Origin of the sequence: Brevibacterium sp. R8603A2, assembly GCF_023072605.1 — a bacterium.
Classification (GTDB): domain Bacteria; phylum Actinomycetota; class Actinomycetes; order Actinomycetales; family Brevibacteriaceae; genus Brevibacterium; species Brevibacterium pityocampae.
In genome coordinates this window covers 125,645-149,587 of sequence record NZ_JALLGN010000001.1, presented here as the reverse complement: position 1 = coordinate 149,587, position 23,943 = coordinate 125,645, and the positions used below count along the sequence as shown (strand labels likewise).

The window sequence follows — 23,943 nt, the reverse complement described above, 5'->3', positions numbered from 1 at the left end:
GCCGTGCCGGTGAGCCCGCTGCCGCCGCGTCAGGGGATCTCCGCGAACCGGCTGCGCGCCCCCGGCGGCCACCAGACCCACACGCGGTCGGGCGATCCTGTGCCGGCGACTGTCGGGGAGTGGCTGCGCGCGGAGTTCCCGGACGCCTCCGCGGCGGACATCGCCGGGCTGCTCGCCCAGGATCCGCAGACGGTCTCGGACGCCGGGTGCCTGTGCGACGGGACCGGACGCCCGATCGCGGCGACGGATCCGGTGATCCCCGGCGGGTTCTACTGGTTCCACCGCCCGGTGCCGCCGGAGGCCCGGATCCCGTTCGAGATCGGCATCGTCCACTCGGACGCCGACCTCCTCGTCGTCGACAAGCCCCACTTCCTCGCGAGCACCCCGAACGGCCGGTTCGTCCGCGAGTGCGCCGTCACCCGGCTGCGGGTCGAGCGCGAGGAGCCCGACCTCGTGGCGACCCACCGCCTCGACCGCGTGACGGCCGGGCTGCTCGTGCTGTCCCGCCGGCCGGAGACCCGCGGCGCCTACCAGCGGCTGTTCCAGGACCGGCGGGTGCACAAGACGTACCGGGCGCTCGCCGAGCTGCCCGCCGGGTTCGGTTCCGGCGGCTGGGAGGCCGCGCGGCCCGGTGAGGAGTGCGTGCGTCGGGTCGAGCGGTGGAGCCGCCTGGAGAAAGAGCCGGGGACCCGGCAGATGCTCGAGGTGCCCGGCGAGCCGAACGCACACAGCACCATCGAGCACCTGGGCGCGGCAGGTCGCCTCGGCGATTTCCGACTCACCCCGCACACCGGGAGGACGCACCAGCTGCGGGTCCACATGAATGGCCTGGGCCTGCCGATCCTCGGCGACCCCGTGTACCCGGTGGACCTCGCGCCGGACCCCTACGACTTCTTCTCGCCCCTGCAGCTGCTCGCCGAGCGGCTCGCCTTCACCGACCCGCTCACCGGCGAGCCCCGCGAGTTCACGAGCCGGCTGGGTCTGAGCGGCTGGGGCTGACCGGCTGGGACCGACCCGCGGTGCAGCCGAAAGGGCTGCTGCGGGTGTCGGTGCAGATCCGCAACACCCTCGCCACACCACAGCCGGCCCCACACGGAATACTGGACGCATGACCGATCGCCACGGACCGCCCTCGCACCCGGACCCAACCCGACGTCCGCGGCAGGGTCGACCCGGGCCCGTGCCCGGTCGCAGTCCGGGCGTTCCCGGCTCGCACCCCTCTGTGCCGTTGCCCCCGCGGCCCCCGGGACCACCCGCGATCACTCCGCCCCACGGATCTCCATCGCAGCAGCGCGGGTCGGGCCACCGCACTCCCTCGCCTCGGCGGCCTCCTGACCGGCGGGGCTCGGCGGACCGCATCCCGCTGCCCGCGCCGGCTCGCGAACCGGACGGTCACGGTGCGGGCAGAAGCGTGAAGCCCCGAGCACACGACGACACCCGGACCCCGGCCTGGGGTCACGACCTCGGCCGGAACGTCATCCTCTCCGTCATGGTGACCGCGCTCGCCGCCTTCATCGTCTTCGCCACCTCGTCGGGCCTCATGAAGGACAAGCAGTGGGAGGAGATCACCGAGGTCGGTCTGTTCGCGGCGATCATGACAGCGGTGTTCGGGTGGATGTTCCCGTTCCTCATGGCCGAGCACAAGCGCGAGGACTCCGGGTTCCGGAGCGAGGGGCTGTTCCCGCTCCTCCTCGTATCCGCTCTGCTCGGCACCGTCATCCTCACCGCCTCGAGCGTCCTGTGGCCGTGGATCGGGACCCTCCACCCGGAGACCGGGCAGCTCGCCGAGCTCGTCGGTCACCACCCGGTGGGCCTGTTCTACACCGCGGCGATGTACTTCACCGCCGCGATGATCTCCTGCGCGTTCTTCGTGCTCATGGCGACGGCGCCGTTCGCAGTCATGGTCCCCGCATCCGCACCCTGGCTCGGGATGGTCCTCACACTGCTCGGCTATTTCGGGCTCAGCGGCGGGTACATCGGCGTGGCGATCTGGCTCGGACTGCGCGAACCGAGTGCCGGGGGCCTCCTGTTCCTCGCGGTGTGCGTGCCGGTGAGCGTGCTCCTCTGCGCCGCCGGCATCGGACTCGTCCAGCGCCTGCGTCGCCGTCTCCCCGACACCGTGGTCAGATGGTGAACGGCCCGGCACCCCGACCACCCCGACCGCCGCATCCTCGCCGGCCGCTGCAGCACGGTGGTCCGCCGAGCCCTCCCCGAGTACCGGCCCACCGGCGACAGCCGGGTCCCGACCTCGGATACGGTGACCCCGCGCCGGTTCTTCGTGCTCCTCAGCGTGTTCCCGTTCCCGCACCCCGGGGCCTGGCTGGGCCTGCTCGGCTGGCTGGGTGTGAGCGGAGTGTTCGCCGTCATCGCGTTCGAGATCGGCCTGGGTCCGCCCACACACGGCCGTCTGCTCGTGCTCGCGGCGTGCGTGCCGGTGGCCGCGCTCGTCTGTGTGCTCGGCCTCGGCCTGGCCCAGGGCCTGCGGGTGCGGAGCTCTGCCGCGATGCCGTACCGGGCCTGAACCCGCCAGGAGTCAGCTCAGGCGCGCGAGCCGGTGCTCGAGCCCGAGCTTCACCGTCGGCCACTCGGCGGCGATGATCGAGTAGACCGCGGTGTCGCGCAGCACCCCGTTGAACAGCTGGTGCGAGCGCAGGACCCCGTCCTGCTTGGCACCGAGCTTGGCGATCGCCGCGCGCGACTGGAAGTTGTGGAAGTGCGTGCGGAACTCCACCGCGATGCAGTCGAGCTCCTCGAACGCACGGGAGAGCATGAGCAGCTTGGCCTCGGGATTGACCCGAGTGCCCTGCACCGCCGGCGACAGCCAGGTCGAACCGATCTCGAGGCGCCGGTTGGCCGCATCGATGTTCATGTAGGTCGACATGCCCACCGGGGTGCCGCCGTCGAGCACGGTGAACGGCGCCATCGCGCCCTGCTCCTGCAGGCCCAGGCGCCGGTCGATCTCCGCCGGCATCGCCTCGGCGGTGGGCACCGAGGTGACCCAGGTCGAGGTGAGCTCGCCGGCCGCCCGGCTCAGCGCCTCGGCGTGGGCGGGGGTGAGCTGTGTGAGGGTGACGCGCTCGCCGGTGAGATCCGGGGCGGAGGCGAAGGCGCGGGCATCGGGCGAGGTCATGCTCGCAGTGTACGCGCGGACCGCCGCCCAGGGAAGGACGCCCGACCCGGTCCCGAGGCGGCCCGCCGGGGGCGATGCCGAGGCGGGGGCGCCTCAGCCGATCATCGCACCGGCCATCCCGGTGAAGTAGGGGACGAGCCAGATCGCCCACACGATGAGCGAGAACCGGTGGAAGGTGGCGCGGGCCTGCTCGGTGCCGCGGATCATGACGACGATCGCCCAGATGAGGTGGACCGCCATAAGGACGAGCGCGAGGGCCCCGGTGATCGCCATGACCGAGGTGAGGATGCCGGCGGTCGAGCCGGAGAAGTCGGCGCCGCCGGAGGCCGCGATTCGCCGCATGAGCTCGGTACCGGTGACATCGCAGACGAGGCCGAGGGCGAACAGGACGACGTGGGACCAGCGGAGCTCCTTCTTGAGGTGCTCGGCCCAGACGCCGGCGGTGTAGAAGAGGAGGGCTGCGGTGATGAAGACGATAGCGGGTGTGAGCATGTCTCCATGCTCGTCCGCAGGCGGGGGCCGGCACATCAACCGGAAGGTTGATTCCCGGACGCTGCGACGGCGCGAAGAGGGCCGCCGCTGGGTCCCGGCGTGCGCCTCGGGAGCGGTCCGCGCGGCCGGGGCGCGTTCCCGCCGTGACGCGTGCGGGTGCCCAGCATCACAGCGGGCGGGCGCCTCGTGCTGTTCCCGGAATCGGAGGGACGGCATAGGATGGCCGATACCGAAGTCGAGCGCGTGGAAGAGGTCATTCATGGGTGATGTGGAAGAACACTTCAGGGCGGCCGGAGACCCGTTCTCCCTGACCGGACTCACATACGACGACGTGCTGCTGCTGCCCGGAGACACCGACGTCATCCCCTCCGAGGCCTCGACCCGCACCCGTCTCACCCGCGAGATCGACATCAACATCCCGCTCGTGTCCGCGGCGATGGACACCGTGACCGAATCCCGCATGGCGATCGCGATGGCGCGCATCGGCGGCATCGGCATCATCCACCGCAACCTCAGCAAAGAGGACCAGGCCGACCAGGTCGACTACGTCAAGCGCAGCGAGTCGGGCATGATCACCGACCCGCTCACCATCACCGCCGACCGCACGCTCGCCGAGCTCGACGAGATCTGCGGCCAGTACCGGATCTCCGGGCTGCCCGTCGTCGACGAGAACGACGTGCTGCTCGGCATCGTCACCAACCGCGACCTGCGCTTCGTGCCGCGCCGCGACTACGCCACCACCACGGTCGGCGAGACGATGACGAAGATGCCGCTCATCACCGCGCCCGTGGGCGTGCAGCCCGAGCGCGCGCTCGAGATCCTCGCCGAGCACAAGGTCGAGAAGCTCCCGCTCGTCGACGAGAACAACGTCATCCGCGGCCTCATCACCGTCAAGGACTTCGTCAAGAGCGAGGAATACCCGCTCGCCACCAAGGACGACGAGGGCCGCCTGCGCGTGGGCGCGGCCGTCGGCTTCTACGGCGATGCGCTCGACCGGGCAGGCCTGCTGGCCGAGGCCGGCGTCGACGTGCTCGTCGTCGACACCGCCAACGGCCACGCGCGCGGCGTGACCGAGATGATCCGCACCCTCAAGTCCGACCCGGCGTTCTCCGCGGTCCAGGTGATCGGCGGCAACGTCGCCACCCGCGAGGGCGCCCAGGCGCTCATCGACGCCGGCGCGGACGCGATCAAGGTCGGGGTGGGCCCCGGCTCGATCTGCACCACCCGCGTGGTCGCCGGCGTCGGCGTGCCCCAGGTGACCGCGATCCACCTCGCCTACCAGGCCGCAGCCGAGGCGAACGTCCCGGTGATCGGCGACGGCGGCCTCCAGTACTCCGGCGACATCGGCAAGGCGCTCGTCGCCGGCGCCGAATCCGTCATGCTCGGCTCCCTGCTCGCCGGCTGCAACGAGAGCCCCGGCGAGCTCGTACTCGTCAACGGCAAGCAGTACAAGGCCTACCGCGGCATGGGATCGCTCGGTGCGATGGCCCCGCGCAAGGGCAAGTCGTACTCGAAGGACCGCTACTTCCAGGCCGACGTCGCCACCGACACCGACCTCATCCCCGAGGGCGTCGAGGGTCGGGTCGCCTACCGCGGCGAACTCAAGAACGTCGCCTACCAGCTCACCGGCGGCCTGCGGCAGACGATGTTCTACGTCGGCGCGCGGACCATCGACGATCTCCGCTCGAACGGCCGGTTCGTCCGCCTGACCTCCGCCGGTCTCAAGGAGAGCCACCCGCACGACATCCAGATGACGGTAGAGGCTCCGAACTACACCGTGCGCTGACGCGCGCCGTGGGCCGAGGTCCACCGGAACATGAATGGAAGCGGCCCCTGCACGCGCGTGCAGGGGCCGCTTTCGTGCGCCCAGGGGTGCGGTGGGGTCGGCCGTGCCGCAGGCAGGACGGCGCTCACCGGGCTGTGCTCATCGGAGAGTGCTCACCGGACCTTGCGGAACAGCGCCTCCTGCGCGACCGAGGCGACGAGGGTGCCGTCGGCGGTGGTCATGTCGCCGGTGTAGAGGCCGCGGCCGCGGGCGGCGGAGCGCGGCGCGAAGTCGGTGAGCACCCACTCGTTCATGTTCACCGGTCGGTGGAACCACAGGGAGTGGTCGAGGCTCGAGCCCGACTTGTACTCGTCGGTGTTGAAGGCGCCGAGCCCGCTCGAGATGTCCGACAGGTAGGCCAGAGCGCAGTAGTGCATGAGCGGGGGGTCGCCGAGGTCCTCGGTGCACCGGCCCCAGAACCGCACCGGGTAGTCGGTGACCTCGAAGGCCTGGTCGGTGCTGCGGCCCTCGAAGGAGAACATGCGGGGGATCGGGGTGGGCTCGCCCATCCGGATCTCCGTGCCCTGGGCGGCGGTCGTGCCCTGGAGGTCGGGGCTGTCGGTGCCGCTGGTGAACGAGGCCGACATGTTGAAGATGACCTTGCCGCCCTGGAGCGCGATGACGCGGCGGGCGGAGTAGGAGCGGCCGTCGCGGTCTCGGAACACTTGGAACACCGTGGGCTGGGCGGCGTTGCCGGGCCGCAGGAAGTAGCCGTGGAGGGAGTGCGGCGGGCGGCCGTCCTCGACGGTGAGTGCAGCGGCGAGCAGCGACTGCGCGGCGACCTGGCCGCCGTAGAGCGCGTAGGGCTCCTCGAAGACGTATCCGGCGCGGTAGATGTTCGTGTCGATCTCCTCGAGCTCCATCATCGCGGTGAAGGACCCCTCGAGGGGCTCGGCATTGCTGAACAGGACGTCGCTCATCGGTTCCTCTTTCTCGGTTCGGGCGGCTGGCCCGATTCTGGTTGTGCTTAACCAGTGAGACGGGTGCGCCTGGATGCGATCCTAACCGGCCCGGCCGCCCGGCCAGCGAGAGGTGCCGGAACTTGCTAGGGTGAGCGTCAGTGACATGGGGTGCTGAGCACCTGCGGACCGGCCCGAGCCGGACCGTGGGGAATCGGCTGAGATCACACCCATCGAACCTGATCTGGATAACTCTAGCGAAGGGATCGTCATGCAGACGCCTCATTCGAATGCCCTCGACATCGTCGCCGCACGGGCGCGCGTGCGCACCACCACGCCGCTCATCCAGTGCATCACCAATACCGTCGTGCAGCAGTTCACGGCGAACGTGCTGCTGGCGATCGGCGCCTCTCCGGCGATGCTCGACCACGAGGCCGACTCCGGCCAGTTCGCCTCGATCGCGTCGGGCATCAACATCAACTTCGGCACCGCCTCCTCCCACCAGTTCCTCGCCGCCGACGCCTCGATCGAGGTCGCGAACGCCGCCGGCACCCCCTGGGTCCTCGACCCGGTGAGCGTGGGCGGCGTCGAGTACCGCACGAGTCGCATCCGCGCCGCCGCCGCCCAGCACCCCACCGCCGTGCGCGGCAATGCCTCCGAGGTCGCCGCACTCGCGGGGATGGGCCTGGGTGGCCGCGGGGTCGACGCCACCGACGCCGTCGACGACGTCATCACCGCCGCCTCGGCGCTGTCGGCCACCACCGGAGGCGTCGTCGCGATCTCCGGCGAGGTCGACGCGATCGTCCTCGCCGAACCCGGCGCCGCACCGGGCGACGATGCAGGCACCGCGACAGTGGTCCGCGTCCACGGGGGGCACGGGCTCATGCCGCTCGTCATCGGCACCGGCTGCTCGCTCGGCGCCGTCACCGCCGCCTACCTCGCCGCCGCGAAGGCCGCCGGCCTGCCGATCACCGGCCCCACCGGGCTCGAGGCGGTCGTCGCCGCGCACGCCCACTTCGCCGCCGCCGGGCTCAAGGCCGGGCAGGTCGCGCAGGCACCGGGCAGCTTCGCCGTCGCCTTCCTCGACGCGCTCTACTCCGTCACCGACGCCGAGCTCGCCGCCGTCGAGATCACCGCCGCCGCAGTCGAGGTCCCCGCATGAGCGCGCGGGCCCCGCACCTGCCCGCCGGCACGGACCCGTTCCTCTACCTCGTCACCGACACCCGGCAGTGCACGGACGCCGGGCGGACCGTCGCGGCGACCGTCGCCGAGGCCGTCGCCGGGGGAGCGGGCATCATCCAGATCCGCGACAAGCACGCGAGCGACGCGGAGTTCCACGAGCTCACCCTCGAGGTCCTCGCCGCGATCGCCGAGGTGCGCGAGGCCGAGTCGATCACCCGCCCGATCCCGGTGTTCGTCAACGACCGGGTCGCCGTCGCCCGCGTGCTGCGTGCCGCCGGCCACGAGGTCCACGTCCACGTCGGCCAGTCCGACGAGCCGCCCGCCGAGGTGCGCGCGGCACTCGGGCCCGACGCGCTCATCGGGCTCTCGGCCGCGACGCCCGAGCAGTTCGCCGCGGCCCGGGAATCCGGGGCCGTCGACCTCCTCGGCGTCGGCCCGGTGTACGACACGAGCACGAAGGCCGACGCCCCGGCCGGGATCGGACCCGCACGCCTGCGCACTCTCGTCGCCGAGGCCGGTCTGCCGTGCGTGGCGATCGGCGGGATCACCGCCGAGCGCACCCGCGAGCTCACCGACACCGGGGTGATCGGCGTGTGCGTCGTCTCCGCGATCTGCGCCGCACCGGATCCGCGCGCCGCGGCCCGGGAGATCCGCGCCGCGTTCGCACAGGGACGGACCGCGGGAGACACCGGGGCGGGCACCCCCGCCCGTTCCGCCGTTCCCGGCCGGCCCGCCGATTCCGGGCAGGAGGCCTGATGCGCCCGCCCGTCGCACTCACCATCGCCGGCACGGACCCCTCCGGCGGCGCCGGCATCCAGGCCGACCTCAAGACCTTCACCGCGCGCGGCGCCTACGGCACCTCCGTCGTCACCGCGCTCGTCGCGCAGAACACCCACGGGGTGAGCCGCGTGTACGGCATCGACGAGGACTTCGTCGCCGACCAGATCGCCTCGGTGTTCGACGACATGCCCGTCGACGCCGCGAAGACCGGCATGCTCGGCACCCGCGGCCTCGTCGAACTCATCAGCGAAGAGCTCCGCACCCGCCGGCCCGGCCGCCTCGTCGTCGACCCCGTCATGGTCGCCAAGTCCGGCCACCGGCTCCTCGATGCGGACGCCGTCGACGCCGTGCGCACCCTGCTGCTGCCGCTGGCCGACCTCATCACCCCCAATCTGCCCGAGGCCGCGCTCCTGCTCGGCGACGACGTGCCCGAAGCCGGGACACCGGAGCAGATGCGCGCCCAGGCCCGCGAGCTGCTGGACCGCGGGGCCCGCGCCGTGCTCCTCAAGGGCGGGCACCTGCCATCCGGTGAGCTCGTCGACATCCTCGCAGTCGGCACGGACACGGGCCCCGAGCTCACCGAATACACCCACCCGCGGCTCGACACGCCCCACACCCACGGCACCGGCTGCACGCTGTCGGCCGCCATCGCCGCCGGCCTCGCGCACGCCCACCACGGTGACTCCGCCGCACCGGCGGCGGACCACATGGCCGACGCCGTCGGGCCGGCGCTCGACTACCTGGGCCGGGCGATCGCCTCGGGCGCGGAATGGGACCTCGCCCACGACCCGGAGGGCTCTCACGGCCCCGTCGACCACCTCGTCGACCTCCGCACCTGATCCACTCCCACCCCGACACCCCGACATCACTCACAGCCGACGCCCGCCACCGGCACCGCCGCCGGTGATGCCGCACACCATCAGGAGACGCACCGATGACCCGCACCTACCACTCCGGCCCGCACTCGCAGGAGGTCTGGGACTCCGCAGCCGACACCCTGCGCGCGATCGAGGACCTGCCGTTCCTCGCCGAGCTCGCCGCCGGCACGCTCGACGCCCGGGTGTTCACCCACTACATCCTCCAGGACGAGATCTACCTCGCCGGCTACGCGAAGGCGATGACGATCCTCGCCTCGAGGGCCGCCACCCAGGAGCAGACCCGCTTCTGGGCCGAGGCCGCCGGGCTCGCCGTCCATGAGGAGCAGCTCATGCACGCCCAGCTGCTCGGCGCAGACCGCCTGGGCCCGCACGTCACCGCGCTCACCGACGGCACCGGCGTGCCCACCGCCTCGCCGACCACCCTGGGCTACACCTCCTACCTCATCGCACAGGCCGCGACCGCCCCCTACGAGGTCGGGGTCGCGGCCGTGCTCCCGTGCTTCTGGGTCTACGCCCACATGGGCAAGGTCCTCACTGCGCGCGTCGGGGAGGGGATGGGCGAGCACCCCTACCGGGAGTGGATCGAGACCTACGACTCCCCGGAGTTCGACTCCTCCGTCGACCGGGCCGTCGCGATCTACGAAGACCTGGCCCGGTCCGCCGGTCCCGAGGTGCGCGCTGCGATGGCCGCCGCGTTCCGCCAGGCGACCGTGTACGAATGGCACTTCTGGGCCGCCGCCCACGTCCGCGAGAGCTGGGATGCGCCCCGCTGCTGAGGGGTGCAGCGATCCCGCGGTCGCCAAGGGGCCCCGCCGCCACTCGGCAGCCGCGCACGCCTCCGTGTTCCCGAACGGTGACAGCGCGGTCACGTGTGCAACCCCGGGGTGCTACAGGGTGGAACCATGATCTGGACCGCCCGCATCACCGCCACCGCCGCACTGCTCATCCAGCTCGCCGCGGTCCCGCTCCCGGTGCTCCGCTACCCGAACCGCGACTTCGCCGGCAGCGACTTCGGCCTCGCCGAGGCGGCCGTCGCCTCGTCCGGCGGTCTCCTCCTCATCCCCGGGTTCCTCCTCACCGTGGCCTGCGCCGTCCTCGCGTGGTTCGGCCTGCGCTCCCGAGCCTGGGGGTGGCTCGCGGGGATCGCGAGCCTGATGCTCATCTTCGGCGCGATCTCCACGGTGTCGGCGGCGGACCAGTTCGTCATCATGTGGGACGGATTCGACGAGGAGCGCGGCCTGCCGATCGGCGGCATGGAGGTCCCCGAGCCGAGCTGGGGCCTCGCGCTCATCGGGCTCGCCGCGGTCGCGCTCGCGATCGGCGCGATCATTCGCCTGCTCGCCCACCCGGGGAAGGCCGCCGGCCGGACCCCGCGGGGCCGGTCGGCCTCGACCTGAGCAGGCGCTGGAAGCCGTGTCCGGGCCCTGGGATACCCTGGAAGGGTGAGCAACGAAATCGAGATCGGCAGAGGCAAACGGGGCCGCATGGCCTTCTCACTCGACGACATCGCCGTCGTCCCGGCACGGCGCACGCGCGACCCCAGGGACGTCTCCCTCGAGTGGCAGATCGACGCCTACCGCTTCGACCTCCCCTTCATCAGCGCCCCCATGGACTCGGTCGCCTCGCCGGCCACCGCGATCGCCCTCGGGCGGCTCGGCGGGCTCGGCGTGCTCGACCTCGAGGGCCTGTGGACCCGCTACGAGGACCCGCAGCCCCACCTCGACGAGATCGCCGCGCTCCCGGCGGACCGCGCCACCGCGCGCATGCAGGAGATCTACTCCGCCCCGATCCGCGCGGAGCTCATCACCGCCCGCCTCGCGGAGATCCGCGAGGCCGGGGTCACCGTCGCCGGCGCCCTGACCCCGCAGCGCACGCAGGAGTTCTGGCGCACCGTCGTCGACGCCGGGGTGGACCTCTTCGTCATCCGCGGCACCACGGTGTCCGCCGAGCACGTGTCGACGAACACCGAGCCGCTCGACCTCAAGCGCTTCATCTATGAGCTCGACGTCCCCGTGATCGTCGGCGGGGCCGCGACCTACACCGCCTCCCTCCACCTCATGCGCACCGGCGCGGCCGGCGTGCTCGTCGGGTTCGGCGGGGGAGCCGCGGCCACCACGCGCCGCACGCTCGGCATCCACGCCCCCATGGCCTCGGCGATCGCGGACGTCCACGCCGCCCGCCGCGACTACATGGACGAGTCCGGCGGCCGCTACGTCCACGTCATCGCCGACGGCGGCCTGGACACCTCGGGAGACATCGTCAAGGCCTTCGCGATGGGTGCCGACGCCGTCATGCTCGGCACCGCGCTCGCCCGCGCCGCGGAGGCGCCGGGCGGCGGATTCCACTGGGGTGCGGAGGCGCACCACTCCCAGCTGCCGCGCGGCCACCGCGTCGAGGTCGGCAGCGTCGCCCCGCTCGAACAGCTCCTGTTCGGCCCCGGCACCACCGCGAACGGCGAGGTCAACCTCGCCGGCGCCCTGCGTCGGGCGATGGCGACCACCGGCTACCTCGATCTCAAGGAGTTCCAGCGGGTCGACGTCGTCGTCTCCCCGTACCAGCCGCAATCGGAGATGTGACCGGTGCTGCGTCTGGCCCTGACCCCGCGCTGGCTGGGGTTCCTCGCCCTGGTGCTCGTGCTCGTCACGGCCTTCGTCGGCCTGTCCGCCTGGCAGGTCAACCGCGCGCAGCACAAGAACGAGGTCCTCTCCGCGCAGGACGTCGACGAGGTCAAGGACTTCAACTCCGTCATGGCCGCCCAAGTGCCGCTGCCGTCCTTCCGGCTCGACCAGCGGGTGGAGCTGAGCGGGCACTATCTGCCCGAGGCCCAGGTCGTCGTCCCGGACCGGCTGCTCGACGGCGCCGACGGCTTCTGGGTCGTCACGATGTTCGTCCCCGACGGCGCCCGGCTCGGTGAGGAGGCAGTCGTCGAAGGCGAGCCGGACAAGGACATCGCCGTCCCCGTGCTCCGCGGCTGGACCGCGGACGAGCAGACCGCCATGGAGTCCCGGGCGAGCTCCGGGGAGACGACGATCGTCGGCCGGATCGGTCCCGTCGACGCCCCGCAGGACACCCGGGACCTGCCCGCCGGCCAGGTGCGCACCGTCTCCACCTCGCAGCTCGTCAACGCCTTCGATGTCTACTCCTACTCCGGCATCGTGTTCCCCGAACAGGACACCGGCCCCGGTGCCTCCGCCGCCACCGGTGGCCTCGACCTCGTGACCCTGGAGAAGCAGGAGGACGGCGGCCTCGACCTGCAGAGCGCCGCCTATGCCGTCGAATGGCTCGTGTTCGCCGCCTTCGCCCTCTACATCTGGTGGCGGCTGCTCCGCGACGCCTACGTCACCCAGCGCGCCCGCGCCGCCGAGGCCGGGCCGGTGGAGTACGTCGTCGTCAAGGCCGCGGGCGAATCCGAGCTCCGCCCCGAACGCACCGCCGCCGCTTCGGGGCCTGCCGCACCCGGCCCCACCCATTCCGGCCGCGGTACTCCCACCGCACCGCACCCGAATCCGAAGGACACGACCCGTGGTGACTGACCCGCAAGACGCCCGCCCGGACTTCGACGAGGACGCCGTCTGGACCGTCAAGCGCTTCACCTCGGCGCGCAGCGCGCTGCGGTTCTACCGCGTGATGGCATTCATCACCGGCACGCTGCTCCTCGTCCTCACCGTGGAGATGATCTACAAGTACCTCATCGCCGCGGACCCGGAGACCGCGCTGATGTTCGGCGGCTTCAACCTCGCCGCGGCGATCGCGATCAGCCACGGCTGGTGCTACGTCGTCTACCTCATCTCCTGCTTCTGGCTCAACCAGCAGATGCGCTGGACCCTCGGTCGGCTCCTCGTGCTCGCGCTCGCCGGGGTGGTGCCGGTGATGTCCTTCATCGTCGAGCGCCGGGTCCACCGGCAGGCCGAGCAGGAGCTCGACGACGCCGTCGTCGTCGCTCCCCGCGGCGAATTCTGACCTCCCTGCCACGGATAGGATGACCCCCATGACCTCCACTCCTCAGAGCACACCTGCGCCCGCGTCGGAGACCACCTCTCCCGGTGCGGCGGGCACGCCGGCCGTCACCGCGGTGCCGCCCGTCCTCGTCGTCGACTTCGGCGCTCAGTACGCCCAGCTCATCGCCCGCCGCATCCGCGAGGCCGGCCTCTATTCCGAGGTCATCCCGCACTCGGCGAGCGCGGCGGAGTTCGCCGCGCGCAAGCCGCTGGCCATCGTGCTGTCCGGCGGGCCCTCCTCGGTCAACGAGCCGGGTGCCCCGGCGCTCGACCTCGGCGTGTTCGACCTCGGCGTGCCGATCTTCGGCATCTGCTACGGCTTCCAGATCATGGCGACCTCGCTCGGCGGTGCGGTCGCGCGCACCGACAAGCGCGAGTACGGCTCCACCCCGCTGACCGTGACCCAGCCCGGTGCGCTGCTCGCCGGGCAGCCGGGGGAGCAGACCGTGTGGATGTCCCACGGCGACTCCGTGTCCCGCGCGCCGGAGGGATTCACAGTGCTCGCCACCACGCCGGGCACCGAGATCGCGGCCTTCGAGGACCGGGCGCGCCGGTGCGCAGGCGTCCAGTGGCACCCCGAGGTGCTCCACAGCGAGCACGGTCAGCAGGTGCTCGAGACCTTCCTCCGCGACATCGCCGGGCTCAGCACCGACTGGACCTCAGAGAGCGTCATCGCCGAGCAGGTCGCCCGGATCCGGGAGCAGGTGGGCGACAAGCAGGTGATCTGCGGACTGTCCGGCGGGGTCGACTCCGCGGTCGCCGCCGCGCTCGTGCACGAGGCCGTGGGCGACCAGCTCACCTGCGTGTTCGTCGACCACGGGCTGCTGCGCCAGGACGAGCGCAAGCAGGTCGAGGAGGACTACGTGCAGTCCACCGGCGTGCGGCTCGTCACCGTCGACGCCGTCGACACCTTCCTCGGTGCGCTCGCCGGGGTGAGCGACCCGGAGGAGAAGCGCAAGATCATCGGCCGGGAGTTCATCCGTGCCTTCGAGGGCGCGGCCGCGGACCTCGTCGCCGAGGCCGCCGAGGGCGCGGGGGAGGCCATCGAGTTCCTCGTCCAGGGCACCCTGTACCCCGATGTCGTCGAATCCGGCGGGGGCTCGGGCACGGCGAACATCAAGAGCCACCACAACGTCGGCGGCCTGCCCGACGACCTCACCTTCGCTCTCGTCGAACCGCTGCGTGCGCTGTTCAAGGACGAGGTGCGCGCGATCGGCCGCGAGCTCGGCCTGCCCGAGGTCATCGTCTCGCGCCAGCCCTTCCCGGGTCCCGGCCTGGCGATCCGGATCATCGGCGAGGTCACCGAGGAGCGCCTCGACATCCTCCGCCGCGCCGACGCGATCGCCCGCGCGGAACTCACCGCCGCCGGTCTCGACGCGGAGATCTGGCAGTGCCCTGTCGTGCTCCTCGCCGACGTCCGCTCCGTGGGCGTGCAGGGCGACGGCCGCACCTACGGCCATCCCGTGGTGCTGCGCCCGGTGTCGAGCGAGGACGCGATGACCGCGGACTGGACACGCGTGCCCTACGACACGCTCGCCCGGATCTCGAACCGGATCACCAACGAGGTCGACGAGATCAACCGCGTCGTCCTCGACGTCACCTCGAAGCCCCCGGGCACCATCGAGTGGGAGTGAGCGGACTCCGCTGAGCTCCGACCGGCGGCCGAGGCTCAGAACCTCCGGGGCCGAGCGGGAGCCCCGGTCGGCCGGTGGAAGGGCCGGGAGTGGCCGGAATACTCTCCTGAACACTGTTCAGGTACGCTGTTCCGAGACCAGCGTCCGAACAGGAGAACCCCCATGCCCGACACCACCACCGCACCCGCCCCGAGCTCCGGCACCGCCCAGCGCGGCTGGCGCGCCGCCGATCTCGCTCTCGTCGCGGTGTTCGCCGCGCTCGTCGCCGTATTCGCCGCCCTGCCCCCGATCCCGGTCGGCGGCGCGGGCGTGCCGATCACCCTGCAGACCCTGGCGCTCGCCCTGTGCGGCCTGTGCCTGGGCCCGCTGCGCGGATTCGCGGCAGCCGCGCTCTACGTCGTGCTCGGCCTCGTCGGGCTGCCGATCTTCTCCGGGTTCTCCGGCGGCCTCGGCGTGCTCGCCGGCCCGTCGGCCGGCTACATCGTCGCCTTCCCGTTCTTCGCCCTCGGCTGCGGGCTCGTCGCGAAGTTCGCCCTCGCCCGGCTGCGCGGCCCCAAACTCTGGCTCGTCCTCAGCCTCGGCGCGCTCCTCGTGAGCTTCCTCGTCGTCCACCCGCTCGGCATCCTCGGGATGTCGGTCAACCTCGGCGTCGGACTGCCGGAGGCGCTCGTCTTCGACATGCCGTTCTGGCCCGGGGACGTGGTGAAGAACCTCGTCGCCGGAGCTCTCGCGGCCACCGTCCACCGCGCCTTCCCGCAGCTCCTCGGACGCCGGTGATCGCACTCGACGCAGTGGGGGTCGGCATCCGGGACACGGGCGCCGACTCCCGCACGCCGGTCCACCGGCAGATCCTCCACGACATCACCCTGCGCCTCGACGCGCCGGTGGTGAGCATCATCGGGGCGAACGGCTCCGGCAAGTCGACGCTGCTCCAGCTCCTCAACGGCCTCGTCCTGCCGGACACCGGCCGGGTGCGCGTCGACGGCCTCGACCCGGTGACCCACGGGCCCGAGGTGCGCCGCCGCGTGGGCTTCGTGTTCACCGACCCCGCCGCCCAGCTCGTCATGCCCACCGTCATCGAGGACGTCGAGCTCTCCCTGCGCCGCAGCGTCCGCCGGCCGGGCCCGCGACGGGAGCGGGCGCTGGCCGTGCTCGCCGAGCTCGGCGTCGCCGACCTCGCCGAGCGCAGCGTCTACGAGCTCTCCGGCGGGCAGCGCCAGCTCGTCGCACTCGCCTCCGTGCTCGCCGTCGACCCGCGGATCCTCGTGCTCGACGAACCGACCACCCTCCTCGACCTCCGCAACCGCGAACTCCTCCGCGACACCTTGGACGGGCTCGTCGCCCGGCGCGGGATGCGGCTCGTCGTCTCCACCCACGACCTCGAGGTCGCCGCCGACGCCGCGCACACCGTGCTCATCGCCGACGGCCGGGTCTCCGCCGAGGGGCCGCCCGCCGAGGTCATCGCCGAGTACCGCCGGCAGGCCGCGGGAGACCGCGAGGTCAGGCCGTGAAGCGCCGGCAGCAGTTCCTCGGCCGGTACCAGCCCGGCGACGGGTGGCTGCACCGGACCCCGGCCGGGGCGAAGTTCGCCGGCCTCGCCGCGCTCAGCCTCGTCGTGCTGCTCGCACGCAGCCCGTGGGCGAGCCTCGCCGCGCTCGGCCTCGTGCTGCTGCTCGGGGCGAGCGCGCGGATCCCGCTGCGCGCACTCGTGTCGCCGGTGCGGCGGGTGTGGCTCATCATCGCGTTCATCGTCGTGTTCCACCTCGTGTTCTCCGACCCCGTCACGGCGCTGCGGGTGGTGTCGACGATCCTCGCCTGCGTCCTCGCCGCGGGCCTCCTCATGCTCACCACCCCGGTGACCGGGCTGCTCGCGGTGTTCGCCGCGCTCGCCCGGCCGCTCCGGGCGTTCGGCGTCGACCCCGACCGGGTGGCGCTCACCGCCGCGCTCATGGTCCGCAGCCTGGCCTACCTCGCCGACCTCACCGCGGTGACCGGGGACTCCGCGCGCGCCCGCGGCCTCGAGCGCAATCTGCGCGCCCGCACGGTGCCGGTGCTGCTCGGCGCGGTGAAGTACGCCACCGACACCGGTCGTGCCCTCGATGCCCGCGGCCTCGGCGACCCCGACCCCGAACGCCCCTGACGCACCAGACGCACCTGACGCAGCCGTAGCCCATTCATCCGCAGCAGCCTCGTCCGCAGCAGGCTCATCGACCTGCCGTTTCTGCTCGATCGCCACGTCGACCTGCCGTTTCTGCTCGAGATCCGGGCCGCAGATCGAGCACGAGTGACAGCTCGATGGATGGGCCGAGCACACGTGACAGCTCGATGGGTTCGGTCGATGCGACGCTCAGCCGATGTGGCGGAGGAAGCGCTCGGGGCTGTCGAGGAACAGCCGCCAGTCCTGCACGAGCCGCAGGTCGTCGTAGCTGCTCGCGCGCAGCCCCCACTCGCCGACCTCGTAGAGCCGTGCCCCGGGGAGCGCAGCGAGGATCGGCGAGTGCGTCGACAGGATCACCTGGGAGCCCGCCGCGACCGCCTCGCGCAGCACGCCGATGAGGGCGAGGCAGCCGGGCAGCGACAGCGCCGACTCCGGCTCGTCGAGGAGCCACAGCCCGGTGACCGACGCACGGCTGGTGATGTAGTCGAGGAACGACTCGCCGTGGCTCTGTTCGTGGAGGCCCGCGTCCCCGCCGCCGAGCGACTCGAGGTACGTGAAGTGGCTGTGCATGGTCTCCGCGCGGAGGAACACCCCGCGCTTCGAGGCACCGGCGCCGCGCACGAGCTGGAGGTGCTCGGCCAGGGGCGACTCCGTGGGGCGGCTGGCGTGGCGGGCGGTATGCGTGCCGCCCTCGGGGTTGAGCCCGAAGGCGCCGGCGATCGCCTCGACGAGCGTCGACTTGCCGGCCCCGTTGTCGCCGACGAGCACGGTCACGGGCCCGAGGTCGAGGCCCTCGTCGAGGAGCTGCCGCACCGGGGCGAGGGTCGCCGGCCACACCGTGCGCGCGAGCGGAGCGCGGCGGTGCTCCTCGATGCGGCGGACCGGCAGCCGGCTGAACTCCTCCATGCCCCCACTGTCGCACGCCGCACGGACGCACGCTGCACGAACGTGCACCGGAGGCGCCGGCCGCCGTGCAGACCCTGCGTACGGCCGTCGACCTGCCACTTCTGCTCGAGATCCGGGCCGCAGATCGAGCGCAAATGACAGTTCGACGGGGAGATCGAGCACGAGCGACAGCTCGACACGGCTCCGACTCGACGGCCCGCGGCGGCTCGAGCTCAACCCACGCGCCTGCTCAACCAACGCGCCTGCTCAGTCCATGCTCCGGCTCAGCCCATGCTCCGGCTCAGCCCACGCGCTCCTGGGCCCAGCGGGGCGCACCGGAGTACGAGCGGCCGATGACCTGCGGCGCCGGGTTCTCGATCGCATGTGCGTAGTGGCCCACGAGCTGGGAGCACACGCTCTTCCACGTCCGGCCGAGCACCGTCGCCCGCGCGGTGGCTCCGAACGCCAACCGCTTCGACTCGTCGCCGGTGAGGTCGCGCACGTGGTCGCGCATCGCGGCGAGGTCGCCGGGCTCGTACAGCCAGCCGGTGCGCGAGAAGTCGACGAGGTCGAGCGGGCCGCCGCGGGCCGGCGCGACGACCGGCACGGCCGAGGCCATCGCCTCCTGGATCGTCTGGCAGAAGGTCTCGAGCTCGCCGGGGGACACCATGACGTCGAAGCCGGCGACGGCCTGGGCGAGTGCGTCCCCGCCGAGGAACCCGGTGAAGTGCGCCGCGGGCAGGAGCTGTTCGAGGCGGCGGCGCTGCGGTCCCTCGCCGACGACGACGAGCCGGATGCCGGGCAGGTCGGCGAGCGCGCGGAGGTCCTCGACCTGCTTCTCCGCGGCGAGCCGGCCGACGAACCCGACGATCTTCTCCCCGCCCGGCGCCATGCGGGCGCGCCACTGCGCGCACCGGTGCGTGGGGTCGAACCGGGTGGAGTCCACCCCGCGCGCCCACAGGCGGATGTTGTCGACGCCGTGGTCCTCGAGCTGGGCGACGGTGTAGGTCGACGGGGCGAGGGTGAGCGAGGAGTGCTGATGGATGTTGCGGACGTGGTTCCACAGCATCGCCTCGATCCCGCGCATGCCGTAGCGCGCGGCGTAGGCGGGCACCTCGGTCTGGTAGACCGCGACGGACGGCAGCCCGAGGTCCTGGCAGGCGAGCGCGGCCCGCCAGCCGAGGACGAACGGCGAGGCGAGGTGCACGACATCGGGTTCGAAGTCCTCGAGCAGGCGGCGGATCCGGGGCACTCCGCCCGGCGCCACCCGGACCTTGCGGTACTTCGGCATCGCGAAGGACGGCACCCGCACCACACGGGCCCCGGCGACGGAGCGGGGGCGGTCATGGCGGGACCCGGGGGAGATGACGAGCACCTCGTCCCCGCGCTCGGCGAGGTGGTCGAGGACGCGCAGCAGACTGTGCGTGACCCCGTTCATCTGGGGCAGGAACGATTCAGCGGCGATAGCGACTCTCACGCTCCCCGACTCTCGCAGGCGTCGGTGACCGGCAGCGCCCCCGCGGGTGACGCGTCGACCAATCCGAGACGACATCCTGGGGCCGAACCGACCTCCAGGTGGCCGGCGCATGCTGCGCAGATGGCCGAATGTCCTCCCCGTGCTGCCCGAACGACGTCCGGGAGGACAGGGAGTGAACCGGGGGTAAACTGGCGCTCGGCGGAGCAGAACGACCGGTCCGCCCGGGTCCGCAGGGTGACGACCGTGCGGCACCCGTCGAGCACGACCATGAGGAAGCACTGCAGTGGATTGGGTGATGATCACGGTCGCCGTCGCGGGTCTCGCGGCGGCGGGCTCGGTGCTGGTGCGGCTGCTGCTGCGGTACAACCAGCTCAGCCTCGCGGCCGACCTGTGCGCCGAGGGGCGCCGTCAGCTCACCGCCGACATCGCCGACCGGCACATCCTCATCCCGCCCTTCGTCGAGGCGACCCGCTCGCGCCTCGGGGACGTTCCCGCACTCGACGAGCTCACCACCGCGTTCGCGACCGCCCGCCGCAGCCTCGACGCCGGCGAGTGCGACCGGATCGGTGCCGCCGAGGAGGCCCTCACCGAGGCCACCGCCGGGCTGGCCGCAGCCGTGCACGGCGAGCTCCGCGGCGCCGCGGTCCCGCCCCCGGGTTCGCAGGAGGAGTCCGTGACGGAGACCCTGCGCTACCTCTACAGCCAGATCATCGCGATCGAGGGCAGGATCGCCGCCGCCGCCCGCTACTACAATCGCAACGTGGACCGCTTTCACGAACGCCGCGCCCTCCCGCTGTCCGCCCCGCTCCGCGGCTTCTTCCGCCCCTGCGAGCCCATCCGCTACTCCGACCTCACCCTCGACCCGCTCGACTCCTCCGAGGACGCGCTGCGGGTGATCGACGAGGACTACCGGCCCGGTCGGCTCAGCGAGGAGCTGTGACCCGGTTCCGGGTCGAGCTCGGGTACCGCGGCACCGGATTCCACGGCTGGGCGACCCAGCCGGGCCTGCGCACGGTGCAGGGCAGCCTCGAGGCTGCGCTCGCCACCGTCTGCGGGGAGCCCGTCCGCACCGTCGTCGCCGGGCGCACCGATGCCGGGGTCCACGCCCGCCGCCAGACCGTCCACCTCGACCTCACGGACCCCGCGCTCGTGCGCCTCCGGGGCCGCTCCGACCGGCCCACCGGGGTCGCGCTCGCCAGCCGGCTGCGCGGCGCGCTGCGACACCTCGCCTGCCCCGACGTCGTCGTCCACACCGCGGCCGAGGTGCCCGCCGACTTCGATGCCCGGTTCGCCGCGACCTGGCGCGCCTACACCTACCGGCTGGCCGACGACCGCTCCTTCCACGACCCGCTCGCACTCGACACCACCGTCGCCCATCGCGGCACTCTCGACGAGGCCGCGATGGCCCGGGCGGCCGCGGAGCTGCTCGGCCTCCACGACTTCCTCCGGTTCTGCCGGCCGCGCCCGGACGCGACGACGGTGCGCACGCTCTTCGCCCTCGACCTGGCGCGCGACTCGGACGGGGTGATCGTCATCGGCCTGCGCGCCGACGCGTTCTGCCACCACATGGTGCGCGCGCTCGTCGGAGGGCTCGTCAAGGTCGGCTCCGGGTCCTGGCCGGAGACCCGGCCGGCGGAGCTCCTCGCGCGTGCCGATGCCGGGCAGACCGACCTCGGCCCGATGTTCGTCATGCCCCCGCACGGCCTCGTCCTCGAGGAGGTCGGCTACCCGCCGGCCGAGGAATGGGCCGCCCGGGCCGAACGCACCCGCGCGCGTCGCACCTGACCGCCGGTTCTGCCCGGCCCACGTCTGCCGGTCCAGCGCTATGCGTGCCGACATCCGATCCTCCGTGTTTCATGTGCAATTCATACAGTTTTTCCGATCGCCCGGCCGGATGTGGGGCAGAGTGGACGCAGACCTGACGTTCGTTCGCCCGTGTGCCACCGCGCGGGCCGGATACCGGAAGCAGACACCACATGACCAGACGCATCACCGCTCGGCTCGCGGTCGGCACCGCCGCGGCCGCCGGCCTCGTCCTGCCGCTCGGAGCAGTCCCCGTGCTCGCAGAGGCACCCGCCGGCACGCAGATCCAGCTCCTCGGCATCACCGATTTCCACGGCCGCCTCGACAGCACCGGCGCGAACGTCGCCTCGGTCGTCGAGCGCGAGCGGGCCGCCCACGCGGACATCGGGACCGCGCTGCTGTCGACCGGCGACAACATCGGCGCCTCGACCTACGAGTCGTCCTCCCAGCAGGACACCCCGACGCTCGAGTTCCTCAACGCGATCGGCCTTGACGCGACCGCGACCGGCAACCACGAGTACGACCGCGGGATCGACGACCTCACCGGCCGCGTGAGCGACACCGCGGACTTCCCGCACCTCGCTGCGAACGTCTACACCGAGGGCACGCAGGACGTGGCCCCGGGCCTCGAGTCCCACACGATGCTCGACGTCGAGGGCGTGCGCGTGGCGGTCATCGGCGTCGTCACCGAGGACACCGAGTCCCTCGTCAGCCCCGACGGGATCGCCGGACTCGACTTCGGCGACCCGACCGCCGCCGTCGACCGCGTGGCCGGCGAGCTCGAGGAGCTGCCGGAGGCCGAGCGCCCCGACCTCACCGTCGTGCAGGCGCACCTCGGCCCGAGCGACACCTCGTCCCTCGATGCGGCCGTCGCCTCGAACTCCGAGTTCGGCACGCTCGCCACCGAGGGCCACGAGTCGGTCGACGCGATGTTCTTCGGCCACTCCCACACCGATTTCGCGTTCGAGGCGCCCGTGCCCGGCACCGAGCGCACCCGCCCGCTGCTCCAGTCCGGCTACTACGGCGAGGCGGTCGGACAGCTCGTCCTCACCTCGACCGGGGACGGCACCTGGACCGTCGACACGCAGGAGATCCTGCCCACCGAGGACGTCACCCACGACTCCCCGGTCGTCGATGAGGCCCAGCGGATCATCGACGAGGCCGTCGCGAAGTCGGAGGAGATCGGCTCCGAAGTCGCCGGCACCATCACCGAGGACATCACCCGCGCCTTCACCGACGAGGGCCGTGAGGACCGCGGTGCGGAGTCGACGCTCGGCAACCTCGTCGCCGACGCACTCGCCCAGGGCACCGGGTACTCGCAGCTCGCCCCGGCCGACTTCGGCATCACCAACCCCGGCGGCCTGCGGACCGACCTCAAATGCGACGACCAGTTCGGCAGCGAGGAGCGCTGCGAGGTCACCGTCGGCGAGCTCAACCAAGTGCTGCCCTTCGCCAACGACCACGGCGTCGTGACGCTCACGGGCGCAGACGTCATCGGCCTGTTCGAGGAGCAGTGGCAGCCCGAGGGCGCCTCGCGTCCGTTCCTCCACCTCGGCATCTCCGATGAGCTCGACGTGGTCTACGACTCCGAGGCGGCCCGCGGCGAGCGCGTGCTCTCGGTGCTGGTCGACGGCGAGGAGATCGATCCGAACGCGGAGTACCGCGTCGCGACGCTGAGCTTCCTCGCCGCCGGCGGCGACAACTTCACCTCGTTCGCCAACGGCACCTTCGAGCAGTCGGGACTCACCGACTTCGAGCTGTGGGAGCGCTACTTCAACGAGAACTCACCGATCGGCCCGGACACCGACGAGCGTCAGGCCGACGCCGCGCTCGACATCGTGCACAACGGCACCGCGGAGGTCGGCATCAGCTACTCCGATGACGACTCCGGTGAGTACGTCATCGAGTCGACGAACACCGAGGCTGTCGAAGGGCCGTTCCTCATCACCCTGTCCCTGCCCGAGGGCGTGACCGCCGACTTCGGCGAGCGCGCCGGCGAGCAGCCGAACACCGCGCTCGTCACCGAGCTCCCGGCGGGCGCGGAGATCCCGTTCTCGCTGAGCGGGGGAGAGCCGGGCGAGCACACCTTCACCGCACGGATCACCGCCGACCCGGGGTCGGAGTGGTGGGACGACAACCCGATGCCGCTCGTCCACTCCGCCGAGGCCGCCTACCGGGTGACCGAGGACGACGCCCCCGGTGACGACGACAACGGCGGCGACGACGGGAACGAGGACGACGGGAACGACGACGGGGGCGAGAGCCCGCGGCCGAGCGACCCGGCTCCCGGCCCCGGCGGCGACGACGGCCGCGGTGACGGCGGCAACGGCGGTGACGACGAGCGCGGCGGTCAGGACGACGGTCGCGACGACCGCGCCGACGGATCGCTGCCCCGCACCGGATCCGAGATCGCCGGCGCGCTCGCCGCAGCGCTCGTGCTCCTCATCGCAGGATCGGCAGCCGTCGTGGCAGTGCGGAGGAAGACCGCACAGTGACCCGGCCCTGCTGACCCGCACCGGCTGATCCGGCCCGGCTGATCCGGCCCGGCTGATCCGGCTCGGCTGATTCGGCCCGGCTGATCCGGCCCGGCTGATCCGGCCCGGCTGAACGGCGCAGGCTGATCCGGTCCAGTTGAACGGCACAAGCTGACCCCCGCACCGGTTGATCCGGCTCGGCTGATCGGCGCAGACCGGCTGCCGCACGCCGACGGCTGCACGCCGGTCAGCGAAACGGGCACCGCAGTTCCGGCCTCCTCCCGACCCACCCGGTCGGAAGGGGGCCGGAGTCGTTCGGCGATGGAGC

The 23,943-nt window shown here is 72.3% G+C and carries 24 protein-coding genes and 1 riboswitch; of the genes, 19 read left to right on the top strand and 5 right to left on the bottom strand.

Annotated features, from left to right (window positions below; all coding sequences use genetic code 11):
• Window positions 1-3: 3 nt before the first annotated feature.
• The 3 genes from MTQ12_RS00665 to MTQ12_RS00655 all read left to right on the top strand — a co-directional run bounded on the left by MTQ12_RS00665 (window position 4) and on the right by MTQ12_RS00655 (window position 2,521).
• The gene (locus MTQ12_RS00665) at window positions 4-999 is read left to right on the top strand and encodes a pseudouridine synthase (RefSeq protein WP_247423139.1); all 996 of its coding nucleotides are present in this window, start codon (window positions 4-6) and stop codon (window positions 997-999) included.
• 412 nt (window positions 1,000-1,411) lie between these two features.
• Window positions 1,412-2,134, top strand: a complete 723-nt coding sequence (locus tag MTQ12_RS00660) for a hypothetical protein (protein WP_247423137.1) — start codon at window positions 1,412-1,414, stop codon at window positions 2,132-2,134.
• A 57-nt stretch (window positions 2,135-2,191) separates the two neighbouring features.
• Entirely contained in the window at window positions 2,192-2,521 is a 330-nt protein-coding gene (locus MTQ12_RS00655; protein ID WP_247423135.1) for a hypothetical protein, read from the top strand.
• 12 nt (window positions 2,522-2,533) lie between these two features.
• Here the strand turns inward: MTQ12_RS00655 and MTQ12_RS00650 are convergent, their stop codons facing one another.
• Entirely contained in the window at window positions 2,534-3,130 is a 597-nt protein-coding gene (locus MTQ12_RS00650) for a GNAT family protein (protein WP_247423133.1), read from the bottom strand.
• A 93-nt stretch (window positions 3,131-3,223) separates the two neighbouring features.
• Window positions 3,224-3,622, bottom strand: a complete 399-nt coding sequence (locus tag MTQ12_RS00645; RefSeq protein ID WP_247423131.1) for an HsmA family protein — start codon at window positions 3,620-3,622, stop codon at window positions 3,224-3,226.
• A 259-nt stretch (window positions 3,623-3,881) separates the two neighbouring features.
• On the opposite strand from MTQ12_RS00645, the gene guaB reads away from it, so the two are divergent.
• Window positions 3,882-5,408, top strand: a complete 1,527-nt coding sequence (gene guaB / locus MTQ12_RS00640; RefSeq protein WP_247423130.1) for an IMP dehydrogenase — start codon at window positions 3,882-3,884, stop codon at window positions 5,406-5,408.
• A 152-nt stretch (window positions 5,409-5,560) separates the two neighbouring features.
• Here the strand turns inward: guaB and MTQ12_RS00635 are convergent, their stop codons facing one another.
• Entirely contained in the window at window positions 5,561-6,367 is an 807-nt protein-coding gene (locus MTQ12_RS00635; RefSeq protein WP_247423128.1) for an acyl-CoA thioesterase domain-containing protein, read from the bottom strand.
• A 136-nt stretch (window positions 6,368-6,503) separates the two neighbouring features.
• A riboswitch (TPP riboswitch) is annotated at window positions 6,504-6,630 on the top strand.
• Here MTQ12_RS00635 and thiM point away from each other — a divergent pair.
• From thiM to MTQ12_RS00575, 12 genes are all read left to right on the top strand, one after another.
• Window positions 6,618-7,508, top strand: coding sequence for a hydroxyethylthiazole kinase (thiM, locus tag MTQ12_RS00630; RefSeq protein ID WP_247423126.1), 891 nt, complete (start codon window positions 6,618-6,620; stop codon window positions 7,506-7,508). Its footprint overlaps the riboswitch before it by 13 nt.
• Window positions 7,505-8,284, top strand: coding sequence for a thiamine phosphate synthase (gene thiE / locus MTQ12_RS00625; protein WP_247423124.1), 780 nt, complete (start codon window positions 7,505-7,507; stop codon window positions 8,282-8,284). Before thiM ends, thiE begins: the two co-directional genes overlap by 4 nt.
• Window positions 8,284-9,147: a bifunctional hydroxymethylpyrimidine kinase/phosphomethylpyrimidine kinase gene (gene thiD / locus MTQ12_RS00620; RefSeq protein WP_247423122.1), complete on the top strand. Its 864-nt coding sequence runs from the start codon at window positions 8,284-8,286 to the stop codon at window positions 9,145-9,147. Before thiE ends, thiD begins: the two co-directional genes overlap by 1 nt.
• A 95-nt stretch (window positions 9,148-9,242) precedes the next feature.
• Entirely contained in the window at window positions 9,243-9,962 is a 720-nt protein-coding gene (locus MTQ12_RS00615; RefSeq protein ID WP_247423120.1) for a TenA family protein, read from the top strand.
• A 126-nt stretch (window positions 9,963-10,088) separates the two neighbouring features.
• Window positions 10,089-10,583 (top strand): hypothetical protein, encoded by a 495-nt coding sequence (locus tag MTQ12_RS00610; RefSeq protein WP_247423118.1) that lies wholly within the window; start codon window positions 10,089-10,091, stop codon window positions 10,581-10,583.
• Between the two features lie 45 nt (window positions 10,584-10,628).
• Window positions 10,629-11,762 carry a GuaB3 family IMP dehydrogenase-related protein gene (locus MTQ12_RS00605; protein ID WP_247423116.1) on the top strand — a complete coding sequence of 378 codons (1,134 nt, stop codon included), beginning with the start codon at window positions 10,629-10,631 and terminating at the stop codon, window positions 11,760-11,762.
• A 3-nt stretch (window positions 11,763-11,765) separates the two neighbouring features.
• Entirely contained in the window at window positions 11,766-12,719 is a 954-nt protein-coding gene (locus tag MTQ12_RS00600) for an SURF1 family protein (RefSeq protein WP_247423112.1), read from the top strand.
• On the top strand, window positions 12,712-13,146 hold the full coding sequence (locus MTQ12_RS00595) for a DUF3817 domain-containing protein (protein WP_247423110.1): 435 nt from the start codon (window positions 12,712-12,714) through the stop codon (window positions 13,144-13,146). Before MTQ12_RS00600 ends, MTQ12_RS00595 begins: the two co-directional genes overlap by 8 nt.
• 28 nt (window positions 13,147-13,174) lie before the next feature.
• Window positions 13,175-14,818 (top strand): glutamine-hydrolyzing GMP synthase, encoded by a 1,644-nt coding sequence (gene guaA / locus MTQ12_RS00590; RefSeq protein ID WP_247423108.1) that lies wholly within the window; start codon window positions 13,175-13,177, stop codon window positions 14,816-14,818.
• A 162-nt stretch (window positions 14,819-14,980) separates the two neighbouring features.
• Window positions 14,981-15,595, top strand: coding sequence for a biotin transporter BioY (locus tag MTQ12_RS00585; RefSeq protein WP_247423106.1), 615 nt, complete (start codon window positions 14,981-14,983; stop codon window positions 15,593-15,595).
• Window positions 15,592-16,329, top strand: a complete 738-nt coding sequence (locus MTQ12_RS00580) for an ABC transporter ATP-binding protein (protein ID WP_348983825.1) — start codon at window positions 15,592-15,594, stop codon at window positions 16,327-16,329. The genes MTQ12_RS00585 and MTQ12_RS00580 overlap by 4 nt, the downstream gene beginning before the upstream one ends.
• Window positions 16,326-16,958, top strand: coding sequence for an energy-coupling factor transporter transmembrane protein EcfT (locus MTQ12_RS00575; protein ID WP_247423104.1), 633 nt, complete (start codon window positions 16,326-16,328; stop codon window positions 16,956-16,958). Before MTQ12_RS00580 ends, MTQ12_RS00575 begins: the two co-directional genes overlap by 4 nt.
• Window positions 16,959-17,165: 207 nt before the next feature.
• Here the strand turns inward: MTQ12_RS00575 and MTQ12_RS00570 are convergent, their stop codons facing one another.
• Together MTQ12_RS00570 and MTQ12_RS00565 are read right to left on the bottom strand one after the other, a co-directional pair.
• Entirely contained in the window at window positions 17,166-17,882 is a 717-nt protein-coding gene (locus MTQ12_RS00570; RefSeq protein WP_247423102.1) for an AAA family ATPase, read from the bottom strand.
• 280 nt (window positions 17,883-18,162) lie between these two features.
• Window positions 18,163-19,338: a glycosyltransferase family 1 protein gene (locus MTQ12_RS00565; RefSeq protein WP_247423099.1), complete on the bottom strand. Its 1,176-nt coding sequence runs from the start codon at window positions 19,336-19,338 to the stop codon at window positions 18,163-18,165.
• 295 nt (window positions 19,339-19,633) lie between these two features.
• On the opposite strand from MTQ12_RS00565, the gene MTQ12_RS00560 reads away from it, so the two are divergent.
• The 3 genes from MTQ12_RS00560 to MTQ12_RS00550 all read left to right on the top strand — a co-directional run bounded on the left by MTQ12_RS00560 (window position 19,634) and on the right by MTQ12_RS00550 (window position 23,636).
• Window positions 19,634-20,278, top strand: a complete 645-nt coding sequence (locus tag MTQ12_RS00560; RefSeq protein ID WP_247423097.1) for a hypothetical protein — start codon at window positions 19,634-19,636, stop codon at window positions 20,276-20,278.
• A complete protein-coding gene (gene truA / locus MTQ12_RS00555; RefSeq protein ID WP_247423095.1) occupies window positions 20,275-21,123 on the top strand; it encodes a tRNA pseudouridine(38-40) synthase TruA in 849 nt (282 codons plus the stop codon). Before MTQ12_RS00560 ends, truA begins: the two co-directional genes overlap by 4 nt.
• Before the next feature lie 191 nt (window positions 21,124-21,314).
• Window positions 21,315-23,636, top strand: a complete 2,322-nt coding sequence (locus MTQ12_RS00550) for a bifunctional UDP-sugar hydrolase/5'-nucleotidase (protein ID WP_247423093.1) — start codon at window positions 21,315-21,317, stop codon at window positions 23,634-23,636.
• Window positions 23,637-23,943 lie beyond the last annotated feature (307 nt).

Coding starts and splice junctions, on each gene's coding strand:
- guaB (WP_247423130.1), top strand. CDS start 3,882: ATGGGTGATGTGGAAGAACACTTCAGGGCGGCCGGAGACCCGTTCTCC.
- MTQ12_RS00615 (WP_247423120.1), top strand. CDS start 9,243: ATGACCCGCACCTACCACTCCGGCCCGCACTCGCAGGAGGTCTGGGAC.
- thiD (WP_247423122.1), top strand. CDS start 8,284: ATGCGCCCGCCCGTCGCACTCACCATCGCCGGCACGGACCCCTCCGGC.
- MTQ12_RS00570 (WP_247423102.1), bottom strand. CDS start 17,882: ATGGAGGAGTTCAGCCGGCTGCCGGTCCGCCGCATCGAGGAGCACCGC.
- thiE (WP_247423124.1), top strand. CDS start 7,505: ATGAGCGCGCGGGCCCCGCACCTGCCCGCCGGCACGGACCCGTTCCTC.
- MTQ12_RS00560 (WP_247423097.1), top strand. CDS start 19,634: ATGATCACGGTCGCCGTCGCGGGTCTCGCGGCGGCGGGCTCGGTGCTG.
- MTQ12_RS00585 (WP_247423106.1), top strand. CDS start 14,981: ATGCCCGACACCACCACCGCACCCGCCCCGAGCTCCGGCACCGCCCAG.
- MTQ12_RS00635 (WP_247423128.1), bottom strand. CDS start 6,367: ATGAGCGACGTCCTGTTCAGCAATGCCGAGCCCCTCGAGGGGTCCTTC.
- MTQ12_RS00650 (WP_247423133.1), bottom strand. CDS start 3,130: ATGACCTCGCCCGATGCCCGCGCCTTCGCCTCCGCCCCGGATCTCACC.
- MTQ12_RS00610 (WP_247423118.1), top strand. CDS start 10,089: ATGATCTGGACCGCCCGCATCACCGCCACCGCCGCACTGCTCATCCAG.
- MTQ12_RS00550 (WP_247423093.1), top strand. CDS start 21,315: ATGACCAGACGCATCACCGCTCGGCTCGCGGTCGGCACCGCCGCGGCC.
- guaA (WP_247423108.1), top strand. CDS start 13,175: ATGACCTCCACTCCTCAGAGCACACCTGCGCCCGCGTCGGAGACCACC.
- thiM (WP_247423126.1), top strand. CDS start 6,618: ATGCAGACGCCTCATTCGAATGCCCTCGACATCGTCGCCGCACGGGCG.
- MTQ12_RS00645 (WP_247423131.1), bottom strand. CDS start 3,622: ATGCTCACACCCGCTATCGTCTTCATCACCGCAGCCCTCCTCTTCTAC.